7 protein-coding genes are annotated in these 12,185 nt (G+C 59.8%); 3 read left to right on the forward strand and 4 right to left on the reverse strand.

Translation table 11 applies throughout. The features are described from left to right. The first annotated feature begins 106 nt into the window (after positions 1 to 106). The 3 genes from Cocul_RS13005 to Cocul_RS06130 all read left to right on the forward strand — a co-directional run bounded on the left by Cocul_RS13005 (position 107) and on the right by Cocul_RS06130 (position 3,555). Positions 107 to 235: a hypothetical protein gene (locus Cocul_RS13005; protein WP_281176066.1), complete on the forward strand. Its 129-nt coding sequence runs from the start codon at positions 107 to 109 to the stop codon at positions 233 to 235. Positions 236 to 468: 233 nt separating this feature from the next. Further along, positions 469 to 2,397, forward strand: a complete 1,929-nt coding sequence (locus Cocul_RS06125; RefSeq protein WP_055122396.1) for an OPT family oligopeptide transporter — start codon at positions 469 to 471, stop codon at positions 2,395 to 2,397. 45 nt (positions 2,398 to 2,442) lie between these two features. Next, on the forward strand, positions 2,443 to 3,555 hold the full coding sequence (locus tag Cocul_RS06130; RefSeq protein ID WP_055122397.1) for an ATP-binding protein: 1,113 nt from the start codon (positions 2,443 to 2,445) through the stop codon (positions 3,553 to 3,555). Positions 3,556 to 4,234: 679 nt separating this feature from the next. Here the strand turns inward: Cocul_RS06130 and Cocul_RS06135 are convergent. From Cocul_RS06135 to topA, 4 genes are all read right to left on the reverse strand, one after another. Next, positions 4,235 to 5,986 carry a VaFE repeat-containing surface-anchored protein gene (locus tag Cocul_RS06135; protein ID WP_055122398.1) on the reverse strand — a complete coding sequence of 584 codons (1,752 nt, stop codon included), beginning with the start codon at positions 5,984 to 5,986 and terminating at the stop codon, positions 4,235 to 4,237. A 31-nt stretch (positions 5,987 to 6,017) separates the two neighbouring features. Then, positions 6,018 to 8,384: a VaFE repeat-containing surface-anchored protein gene (locus Cocul_RS06140; RefSeq protein ID WP_055122399.1), complete on the reverse strand. Its 2,367-nt coding sequence runs from the start codon at positions 8,382 to 8,384 to the stop codon at positions 6,018 to 6,020. A gap of 89 nt (positions 8,385 to 8,473) precedes the next feature. Then, positions 8,474 to 8,851 (reverse strand): hypothetical protein, encoded by a 378-nt coding sequence (locus Cocul_RS12830; protein WP_055122400.1) that lies wholly within the window; start codon positions 8,849 to 8,851, stop codon positions 8,474 to 8,476. 452 nt (positions 8,852 to 9,303) lie between these two features. Beyond that, positions 9,304 to 12,177, reverse strand: coding sequence for a type I DNA topoisomerase (gene topA / locus Cocul_RS06150; protein WP_055122401.1), 2,874 nt, complete (start codon positions 12,175 to 12,177; stop codon positions 9,304 to 9,306). Positions 12,178 to 12,185 lie beyond the last annotated feature (8 nt).

Raw genomic sequence — 12,185 nt, forward strand, 5'->3', positions numbered from 1 at the left:
CCGCAAGCGGGATGGACGCTGTTCCCTTCGGTGGCGTAGATCCTCGCCACACGTGAGGATGGTGCCACCGAAAGTACCTCCTATCACACGAAGGGAGGTGAGAGGTGTGTCTATCTCCAAGAAAAAGACCCGCCGCAAGATCAAGAAATCTCTGCGACGGATCTTGGAGCGGGCCACGGCCTACGGCATCGTAATGGCAATTCGCGAAGCCGTGAAGTGGCTGTGGATCCTATAGCCAGCTCAAACCAGGAACCCTCACTTGCCTTGACCCGCGGGTGGGGGTTCCCTTATTTCCACCCTCTGTTACGGAGGATGAACCTTAGTCTAAGCCCTCTCTAATCGTCGAGCAACCTTCCAACACCACACCAGCCCCTGTGACGCACACACCACCGGGGCCACTCCCCTCGCATTGCCAGGCAGGAGTAACCTACCTCTCATCATTTTTATTCCCCTAGCAGGGAGGCTCCCATGCGCGAACTCACTCTCCGCGCGGTGATCCTGGGTGGGCTCATCACCCTGATCTTCACCGCCGCCAACGTCTACCTGGGCCTGAAGGTGGGCCTCACCTTTGCCACGTCCATTCCGGCGGCCGTGATCTCCATGGCGGTGCTGCGCAGGTTTGCACAGCACACGGTGGTGGAGAACAACATCGTACAGACCATCGCCTCGGCGGCGGGCACGCTCTCCGCCATCATCTTTGTGCTGCCCGGCCTGGTGATGGTGGGGTGGTGGCAGGGTTTCCCGTATTGGACCACCCTGCTGGTGTGCATGATCGGCGGCGTGCTGGGCGTGATGTATTCCATTCCGCTGCGCCGCGCGCTGGTCACCGGATCCGATCTCCCCTTCCCTGAGGGCGTGGCCGCCGCCGAGGTGCTGCGTGTGGGCGATGAGACCGGCTCGGCTGAGGAGAACCGCCGTGGCCTGCGTGTGATCCTGGGCGGCGCGGTAGCCTCGGCGTTTTTTGGTCTTCTCGGCGCGCTCAAGGCCGTGTCCACCGAGGTTGCCACCGCGTTTCGGGTGGGCACCGGCGGAGCGATGGTGGGCAGCAGCCTGTCTGTGGCGTTGATCGGCGTGGGGCACCTGGTGGGCCTCACGGTGGGGGTTGCCATGCTCACCGGGCTGCTCATCGCCCACGGGGTGCTCATGCCGATCTTCACCCGGGGTGAGGTGCCCGCCAGCGGGGATATTTCCGAGTCCGTAGCCGCCGTGTTCAGCCAGGATGTGCGCTTTGTGGGCGCGGGCGCGATGGCGGTGGCGGCGTTGTGGACGCTGCTCAAGATCATCGGCCCCATTACCCGTGGCATCCGCGCCTCTTTGGTTTCTTCCCGCGCTCGCCGGGGCGGGCAGCAGGTGGAGTTGGCGGAACGCGATCTTCCCTTCCCGCTGGTGCTAGGCAGCATTGCGGTATCCATGATCCCCATCGGCTTGTTGTTGTGGAGTTTCTTACGCGGCACGGAGATAGGGCACCACACGGGCATGCTCATTGTGCTCAGCGTGCTTTTTACCCTCATTTCCGGCCTGTTTATCGCGGCCGTGTGTGGGTACATGGCGGGGCTTATCGGGGCGTCGAATAGCCCCATTTCCTCGATGGGCATCATCACGGTGCTTTCGGCGGCTCTGCTGATTAAGGTAGCCACGGGTTCTGAATCTCAAGCCAATCCCACGGCCTTGGTGGCTTATACGCTGTTTACCGCCGCTGTGGTCTTTGGCATCGCCACTATTTCCAATGACAATCTCCAGGATCTTAAAACCGGCCAGTTGGTAGGCGCTACCCCGTGGAAGCAGCAGGTGGCCCTGATTATCGGCGTGGTCTTTGGCTCGCTCGTGATCCCGCCGATCCTGCAACTCATGCTGCAAGCCTTCGGTTTCCAGGGTGCGGAGGGCGCGGGCCCCGATGCTCTCGCCGCGCCCCAGGCCGCGCTGATGAGTTCCGTGGCGCAGGGGATCTTCGGGGATTCGCTGGACTGGGGCAAGGTGGGCCTGGGCGCACTCATCGCCATCGGCATTATTGCTATCGACGAAACCCTCACTCGCACCTCCCACAAGCGCCTCGCGCTGCCGCCGCTGGCCGTGGGCATGGGCATGTACCTGCCAATGGGGTTGACTCTCATGATCGTGGTGGGCAGCGTGATTGGCGCGCTGTATAACCGACGCGCCGCCCGCAGCGCACAGCCTGAGAAGGCCACCCGCATGGGCGTGCTCATGGCCACCGGGTTGATCGTGGGCGAAAGCCTCTTTGGGGTGTTGCATGCGGGAATCATCGCCGCCACCGGCAAGGCCGCCCCGCTGGGGATATTCCCCGAGGGGTACGAGGCCGCCGGTCAGTGGGTGGGTCTGCTGGTCTTTGCGGCCTTGGTTACCGGGTTGTACCGCTGGACGGGCAAGAAGAGTGGGTAGGGAACCAAAAGTATAAAGAGTATAAAAGAGTATAAAATCTCTGGCATGACCCCCGCGCGTAACCCTTTCACCCCCACCGCCGGAGCCACCCCGCCCCTCCTAGTAGGACGAGATGAGGAGGCCGCAGACTTCCGTGAATCGCTTATCGACGGCCCCGGCGCCCCCGGCCTTCTCACTCTCATCACCGGGCCGCGGGGCACCGGAAAAACCGTGATGCTCAATGCCCTCGAAGATGTAGCGCGATCGGAAGGGTGGCTACACCTTTCTGAGACTGCCACCCCGGGACTCCTCGACCGGCTTTACTTTGGCGTAGAGGAACTTCACTCCACCACCCAGGGTTCTGCCGCCCCAAGGATTTCCGGAATCAACACCCCCATCGGGGGCATTAACCTGGATTACCCCGCTCGGATAGAAACAGATTTACGGCAGTCCACCACCCAATTACTCGCGGATCTTCAACAGCGCGGGGTGGGCTTGGTCATCTCCGTCGATGAGGTCCACGGGGCCGATAAAGAGGAACTGCGTCAACTCGGGGCACTCTCTCAACACCTCGTGCGCGAACAGCGCCCCTTTGCGCTTATCCTGGCGGGACTTCCCGGCGCTATCTCCGATCTCCTCAACGATTCCGTGCTCACCTTCTTGCGCCGAGCCGAACGCATAGAGCTGGATAATGTTTCGCTTATCGACGTCCATGCGGCGCTCGCCGAACCGTTTGAGGCTTCCGGTAAAACTATCACCCCCGAGGCCCTAGAACTCTGCGTGACAGCCACCGAGGGGTACCCCTTCATGATTCAGTTGGTGGGGCACAACACCTGGAGAGAGTCCTCTGACGCCACCATCGAGACTGCCGATGCCCGGCAGGGCATCGAGCGCGCACGGCGCCGCCTGGGAAACCTCGTCCACGCCACCTCCCTGCGAGACCTCTCCGCCGTGGACAAGACCTTTCTCCTCCACATGGCACAAGACTCCGGTTCTTCCCGGGTTAGTGATATCACCGCTCGCATGGGAGTGGAAAAGAACTACACCTCGGTGTATCGCCAGCGCCTCATAGAAGCCGGTGTTATCCGCGCTGCCGGTACCGGACGTATTGAGTTCACACTCCCTGGCCTCCGGGAGTATCTGCGCGAGCACGCGGCCACGCTGGTGGGTGGGACATAAAATCACGCGCGAACTCCGCAACCAGCTTCCGGAATCACCCACCACGGAAAACTAGCCGCCGTGGCAGTCAGCGTCTCTGATTTTGAGGCCCTGGAGGTACCTTGAAGCAGAACAAAACCTCATCGCATACCACCGGGCCAAGGCGGAGGATGACGGAACCCGCGTTTCTTTCAAGGAGCTCCAAGCGGAAATTATCCCCTGATGTACCGAATCGAGTTCACCACCGCTGCCGCCCGGCAAACAAAAAACTTTTAGCCCCAGCACGTGACCGGGTTCTAAAGAAAAATCACTGGAACAAGGACCGCGTGGAGAATCCGCGTCGGTAACTATCGGGTCATTTACTAGTATCCGTTGTCCGTGCCGGGCACCGGCGAGGCATCTACCAGGATTACGCTTCACAATCTATGCCGAGAAAACCGCCGCGGGAGCAAGCAACTCCATGCGACGGTTCTTAGCTCGCCTGGGTATCGCTGACGCGATTTCCCACCTGCCCAGCTAATTACCCCCCCTTGGCTTCACCACCGAGGGGGTTCCTCATCTGTTCATCTCATCCAGACTGCCAAAGTGCCCCCTGGCTCAGCAACGGCGAGAGAACCCAAGCATAGGCGAAGGGGTGCCCTACCCACACCGGGCAGGACACCCCTTACTCACGGGCCTCACGACCCGCTATCACAATCCCCTAGATCTGGGAGGGCATGCCCTCCTCAAGCACCAGGGAACCGGACGGGATCGCCTTGATGGAGCGGCGCGGCGTCTTCGGCGCCACAGCCTTGCCCACCTCAGGCGCACTCTCGGTCACCACGGTGACATTCTTATCCCGCTTCTTCTCCACCGTCTCCGGGGAAGGCGCAGGCTTCAGAACGTCCTCAGCGGTCACCGTCTGAGCAGCATCGTTGATGTCGTGGTGAACAGCCACCACTTCACCCTCGCTGTTGCGCAAGGTCTCGAAGGCCACCTGCTCGGAGCAATCAGCATCCGTGACCGCAATCGGCACGTTAACCTGACCGTCCGCAACCTGCGGCACGAACGCCACCTTGGCCGTGGCACCCGTGGACTCACCGGAAGCCTTGCACATCAGCGCCGCCTCCAGCTCGTACTTCTTGCCCTTGACCAGGCCGGTGAAGCTCACCGTGTCCACCACCGTGGCGCCGGCAACCAGAGGACCATTGCCCTCGATCGCTGCGTCCGTGGTGATCTTCGGCTCCGGCTCACCCGGCTTGGGCTTGGGGGCAACCTCCTTGCCCGGCTTAGCAGGCTCGGTGGTCTTCTCCGGCTCCTCGCCAGGCTTCGGGGTCTTGGCGTGGGCGGGATCCTCGTTGGACTCCACCGGGGTATCGCCAGGCTCATCCGGGTTCTCCGGGTTCGGAGCCACACCCTTGGCCTTCGCCTGATCAGCATGCAGCTTGCCGGCCTCCGGAGCGGGGATCGTGCCCGCGAAGGTCACTTCCTCGCCCGGCTTCAGGCGCTCAGCCTTCTTGGCGTCAGCATCCGTGGCGGGCTTCGGGTCCTCAACCTTCACGCCGGACTCATCGGAATCCAGCAGGCTGTCCTCCACCGTGACGTTGAAGACGTCCACGCCGCCAACGTTCTTCACCACGAAGGTAACCTCGAGCTCTTCACCAGCGTTGGAAGCCTCCACGGCCTTCTCCGCAGTCTGCGAATCATCACCGTTGATGTACTTCTTCAGCTCAAGCTTGGGCTCGCCAGGCTCGGGCTTGTCCTCCGGCTTCGGGGTCTTAGCGTGGGCCGGGTCCTCATTAGACGGAACCTTCGGCTCATCCACACCAGGCTCATCCGGATTCTCCGGGCTCGGCGGAACACCCTCAGCCTTAGCAACATCCTTGTGCTCCTGGTTCGCCTCCGGCAACGTCAGCTCACCAGTGAACTCAGCAGACTCACCAACATTCAACCGATCAATCTGCTTCGGCGTGATGTTCTCCACCTCGCCAACACCCTCAACCGTCTCATCCAACAGCGTGATGTTAAACAGATCCACCTCACCGGTGTTGGTGACCACGAACTTCACCGTAGCCTTCTCACCCGGCTCCAACTCCTCAGCAGCATCCCAATCCTGAGCGTCGTTGTCATTGATGTACTTCTTCAACTCCAACTTCGGCTCACCCTGGGGCGCCTCGTAGGTCACCGTCTGAGCGGCATCCTCGATGTCCTTGTGCTCAGCAATCGCATTCGGAGCAGACGCATCCGGGGTCTCATTACCCTTAGCATCCACCACCATCGAGGTCAGCTCCTCAAAGGCCACCGGAGAATCCCCACCGGTCAGCGAACCAGCCGGCAGCGGAATCTCCACAACAACCTCACCAGAAACAGAGCCATCCTCGTTCTTCACGAAGGCAGACAGATCAGACTCGGAAGCCGTGAACTCCTTGGTCGCGGAAGCGCCCTTGATCTCAGAAGCATCAGACTTCTTCATCAGCTGCGCATCAAGCGTGTAGGCGGCACCCTCAACGAGGGTTCTCCACCCTCACGGTGTCGTAGACAACCTGGTCCTCATCAGAACCAAATGCCTCAACCTTGGAGTTCTCATCGACAGAAGCCGAGGTAGCAATCTCCGGCTCCAGATCGTTTTCCGGGGTCTTCGCATGAGCCTGATCCTCCTGCGACTCCACCGGCGTACCAGCCTCAGCCTCAACAGGCTTACCCTCATCATCCACCGGCACATACTTCACAGGCTCACCAGACTCATCCACCGGCGTACCCGTGGACTTCGCCTTATCAGCATGCAAATCACCAGCAGCAGGCGCCTTCAAATCACCAACAAAGACAACCTTCTCGCCCGGCTTCAGCAACTTCTGCTTATCCGCATTACCAGCAAAATCAGCAACCCGAATATTAGTCACCTGCGGAGTACCAGCATCAATACCAGCCTCAGAGCCATCAACAGCGTTCTTAAACGCCGCCAAAATAGCCTCATCCGACGGAGTCGTCACATCAGCCAGATCCAACTCACCGGTGTTCTCCACCACGAAAGCAACAGTCAGATCCTCATCAGCCTTCGACGCCTCATGCGCAGCATCCTCCGTCTGAGAATCATTCAGACCCTCAGCAGCCTCCACAGACGCAATCTCCGTCTCCGCACCGATGTACTTCTTCAACGAAATATCCGCAGACTTCGCCGGCTCCGGCGTCACCGCATGAGCAGGATCCTCATTCGACGTAACCTTATCACCCGGCTCGTGACGCTTACCATCCTCATCAACAAACGGCACGTCCTTACCGCTCTCGTCAACAGGAGTACCCTCCGCCTTCGCCTGGTCAGCATGCAACTTCCCAGCCTCCGGCGCAGCAATCTTCGCCGTAAAGAACTTCGTCTCCCCAACCTTAATGTCCTGCTTCTCCGGAGAAATCGAACCCGGCTCAATACCCGCCGTATCCGACTCCATCAACGCATCAGCAACAGACACATCCTTCAGATCAAGAGCACCAGTATTCTTCACCGCAAACGTCACAGTGAGCTCATCACCAGCAGTCTTAGCCACAAACGCAGAATCAGCCGTCTGAGCATCCACCACACCATCAGCACCCGGCTGATCCTGCGGCTTCTCCTCACCAGCAAACTCCTGCGTACCGATGTACTTCTTCAGCTCAATCTTCCCCTGCTGATCCTCAGCAGACTCAACCGTCTGAGCCTCATCATTGATGTCCTTATGCTCAGCAATCACCTCCGGGACAGAACCCTCCGGCAAATCCTCAGCCTTATTCGCCTGAGCCTCCTCATCATCCGACTTCAAAGTCTCAAACGCCACCGCAGCCTCAACAGGCTCCGTCACATCATCATTGACCTTAATCGGCACAACAACAGAGCCCTTACCAGACTCATCCGCCGTGAACTCAGCAGAACCAGAACCCAGCACCTTCGACGCATCAGCCTTATCCACCAACTCCGCCTCCAGGGTGTACTGCTTACCCGGCACCAAATCCTCATACGACACAGTGTCATTAACCGTCGCACCAGCCGTCGCATCATCAGCGAACTCGGCAGAGGTGCCGATCTTCGGAGACTTGGGGGCGGGACGCTCGGAGGTTACCGGCGTCGTCGGCTCAGCAGGAGTGGTCTCCTCCGAGCTCGGCTCCTCCGGCTTGCCATCCAAACCAGGCTGATCGATGGGAACGATACACTGAGACTGATTCGTGGGGCCCTTCAGAATGTCGTAGTTATCGGGGGCGATAACCGTAATATACTCGGAATCCTTGGCCTTAGGAATATTCGAACCAGAAACTTCTCTAATCAGCTGTCGGCCAACTTGATCCGTATAAAGTTCATACCCAGCAAGTTCCTTCAGGGCAGAATCAATCTTCGCCAGCATCTCAGGCGAATACGAGGTCATCTCCCCCGCAGCTCGACCAATCGAGCTGGTAAGAATAAGCTGAAGCGCAACGTTCAGTACGTCAGCGCACTCAGTGTCCTGATCGTCGTAAGCCTTTTTAAGGTTCTTAAGAACGTTAATGGCAGCATCGCGCTGATGCCCCTCAAACGGTACTTCTTCAATGTTCCTCGAAGAGTAATCCGTGCTGATCTTAGCCACATGCGTAAGCTTCTTAGGCGTGGCATCCTTAAAAAGATTCGGCCGCTGCTCGGGCGTGGGGAAGCCCAAGTCAATACACCAGCCGGAACCCAGCGTGTCATTGATCTTCAGAGCGGCAAAAGTACCAGATTGAACAACTTCAGGGGTGATCTCCACCTCTTCACCGGTGCCTGGAGAGGCCGATGAAGGAGCTGGCTGAACAACCCCAAGTATTAAGGCAAGCGAGGCAAAGAAGGCGATCAGAACACCGATCGCTCCCTTACCCGCTCTTGTCATCACTTTCATACTTTTCCTTATGGGAAACCTATCTACAAATAATAGAAAAGAACTTTGGTGGTTGCCCTAAAGCAACCACCACGCTGCGTCAGGCTTCTTTAGAAGTTGCCCTGACGCACAGCGGCAACGTCCACGGCGGTCGGTACCAGGGAGGAAGTTCCGAAGGTACGCAGATCGCGCATGATCGTGTCATCACAGCCGTGGGAAAGGCCCATGGCGTGACCCAGCTCGTGCCCCACTACAAAGGCCTGGTTGGCCATGTCCGCAGTCTTGAGCCTGTTCTTGCTCAGGTACAGACGCGGGGAGGGGGTCAGGGTGAACTGGCCGAAGTTACCGGAGTACCGATCGACGATCTCGATGGAGTGCTCCGTGGGCTGATCCACCTTCACGATCTTGATGGCACCGTTGGAGGCCTCAGTCCAATTCTCAATGGCCTTGTCCACGGCGGCCCCGAACTGCGTGTCGCCGTAGTACACCTCCAGGGTGTCACCACCATCCGGTTGTACTGCTCCAGGCGCAGCAGGCTGGGGTCGGGCAGCTCGCCGCCGCTCTCCACGGCGGCGAATGCAGCCTTGCACTGCGCCTTGCTGATCTTGGTTTGATTATCGGAAGCGCTAGCCACAGCGGGCACAGCAGTCATGCACATGGCCGCCGCTAGCGTTCCTGCTAGGAACTTCTTCATCAACGAACCTTCCTTTCCGTTGAAGCTCTGCGGGACAGCGCCAGAAGAGACACTAGACCCAGGAAATACTGAACTTTAGCAAGTCTCAAGAGTCTAGACAACCGCTGAAAATACTCTCAGGAGCACTCTCATCAACTTTGGAAGGTGAGATAAAGCCCTGGTAACGCCATAGTTACGGAGTGGTAAACAAATGGCGCCTCCCCCGTCCTCCGCTCGCCCCAGGGCCATTTACCTTTTTATGCAGAACTATACCTTTGCGCGCTTTTTCCTCGGCCTTGGCGCTGCGGTGGCCTCCTTGGCCCGCCGCTCGGAGAGCAGCTCGTTGGCACGCGCGTCCGTCATGGTCTCCGGGGTGTCTCCTCGGCGCAGAGAGGCGTTTGTTTGCCCATCCGTGACGTAGGGCCCAAAGCGGCCGTCCTTGATGCTCATGGGACGCCCAGAGACGTCATTGTCCCCTAGTTGCTTCAGCGGCGGCTTGGCCGCGGCACGGCCCCTGCGCTTGGGTTCGGCGTAGATGCGCCGCGCCTCGTCCAGCGTCACGCTAAAGATCTGGGCCTCGCTCGCCAGGGAGCGGGAATCAGACCCCTTCTTGAGATAAGGCCCATACCGGCCATTTTGCGCCGTAATCACCTCCCCATCGGCGGGGTCTACGCCCACCTCACGCGGGAGGGAAAGCAGCTGGAGCGCTTGTTCTAACGTCACTGTACCGGGTTCCATGGAGGAAAAGAGTGAGGCCGTGGCCGGTTTCAGGGACTCCTCCACCAGGGCCGCTATGCGCTTTTCCTTCTGCTTGGCGGCGGTTTTGGTCTCCCAGTTCTTCGCCCGCTTGCCCTCCTCGGCGCGCTGCCGATCCTCCTCGGCGCGCTCGGCGGCCACGATCTTCTCCGCTTCGGCCTCGGCGTGCTCCTGCTCGTCCTCCCGGAGTTGCTCGGTCACATAAGGGCCATAGCGCCCCTCCTTGGCCACGATGACGCGCCCGTTGGCGGGGTTAACGCCTAGTTCCCGCCCACCCTGCGGGGTAGCAAAGAGCTTTTCCGCCATCTCCAGGGTCAGCTCCTCCGGAGTGGTATCCACGGAGAGGTTGGCCCGCTGATACTCGGGCTCCCCCTCGGCGGTGGTGCCCACCTGTCGCTCAATGTAGGGGCCGTAGCGTCCCACCCGCACATAAATAGGACGCCCCTCGGCATCGTTACATAGGTGCAGGGAGTTCACCTGGCGGGCGTCGATATGCTCAAGGTTCTCCCCCACCAGGGTTTTTAGGCCGCCGCGGCGCGCAATGGCATCCGCGATATCCTGATCCGCCTCAAGGTTGCCAAAGTAAAAACTCGTGAGCCAATCCACACCATGTTCGGAGCCGGTGGCAATATCGTCGAGTTTGTCCTCCATGGAAGAGGTGAAATCATAGTCCACCAGGGCGGAAAAATTATTTTCCAGCAACCCCACCACGGCAAACGCCACCCAGTTGGGCACCAGCGCGTTACCGCGCACCATCACATAACCGCGATCCTGAATGGTCTTAATAATGGAGGCATACGTGGACGGGCGACCAATGCCCAATTCCTCCATCTTTTTCACCAAACTAGCCTCGGTGTACCGAGCCGGAGGGTTCGTGGCGTGCCCGTCCGCGCTGAGCTTTGCCGCGGTGAGGGAATCGCCCTCGGTGAGGCGTGGGAGGCGTCGCTCGGCGTTATCGGCCACGTCGCGACCGTCGGCAAGCTGGGTGCTCTCCACATAAGCCCGCAGGAAACCCGGGAACGTGATGGTGCGCCCCGTGGCGGCGAACTCCGCCTGCTCCGTGGGGGCGTCGATAAGCAGCGTTACCTTCAGCGACGTCCCCTTCGCGTCCGCCATCTGCGAGGCCACGGTGCGCTGCCAAATTAGCTCATAGAGCTTGTACTCCTCCGCGTCCAACCGGCCATGCAACTGGCCGGGGGTGGCAAAGCGCTCGCCGGCGGGGCGGATCGCCTCGTGCGCCTCCTGGGAATTCTTCACCTTGCGGTCATAACGGCGCGGGGAAGAAGCCACAAAACTCTCCCCATACAATTCCCGGGCCTGCTCCCGCGCCGCCTGCATACCCTGCGCGGACAGCGACGTAGAATCCGTACGCATATACGTAATAAAGCCGTTTTCATACAACCGCTGCGCAATGCGCATGGTGCGCTCCGAGGTGTAATGCAACTTACGCCCGGCCTCCTGCTGCAACGTGGAGGTCATAAAGGGCGCATACGGGCGGCGCGTATAAGGCTTCTCCTCCACGTCCGTCACGCGCGCGGTGGCCCCAGAAAGTTCCGCAGCCAGGGCCTCGGCGCGCCGCTTATCGACGACCACCAGCCCCGACTTCGCGGAACCCTTCAACTCACCAGCATCATTAAAATCACGCCCCTGCGCCACCTTTTTGCCACCCAAACGCGACAAACGCGCCACAAACTCGCGCGGGTTATCGGGATCAGACTGCGCCACGCCGGTATCCATCGTGGCCGCCACATCCCAATACTCCGCCGAGGTAAAAGCCATGCGCTCGCGCTCGCGCTCCACAATCACCCGCGTGGCCACAGACTGCACCCGGCCCGCCGACAACCTCGGCATGACCTTCTTCCACAACACCGGAGAAACCTCATAGCCGTACAGGCGATCAAGAATACGGCGCGTCTCCTGCGCATCCACCAAATTATCGTCCAGATCGCGGGTATTCTCCGCCGCCGCGAGAATCGCGGACTTGGTGATCTCATTAAACACCATGCGCCGCACCGGAACCTTAGGTTTAAGCACCTCCAACAGGTGCCACGCGATAGCCTCCCCCTCGCGGTCAGGGTCCGTGGCCAACAAAAGCTCATCCACGAGCTTGAGCTTGGCCTTCAGATCCGCCACCTTCTTTTTCTTATCCGCGCTCACCACGTACAGCGGCCGAAAACCATGCTCCGTGTCCACCCCCAAACGCGCCCACGGCTCCTTCTTATACTTGGCAGGAACATCCGCAGCACCCCGAGGCAGGTCACGGATATGGCCCACCGACGCCTCAACGATGTAATCATCGCCCAGATAAGGCTGAATCTTCTTCGCCTTAGTTGCCGATTCCACAATGACCAAGCGCTTCACGCCCGGCCCCTCAGTACCTGCCACGGGAGTAC

Origin of the sequence: Corynebacterium oculi (assembly GCF_001412105.1) — a bacterium.
In the GTDB taxonomy this organism is placed as follows: Bacteria; Actinomycetota; Actinomycetes; order Mycobacteriales; family Mycobacteriaceae; genus Corynebacterium; species Corynebacterium oculi.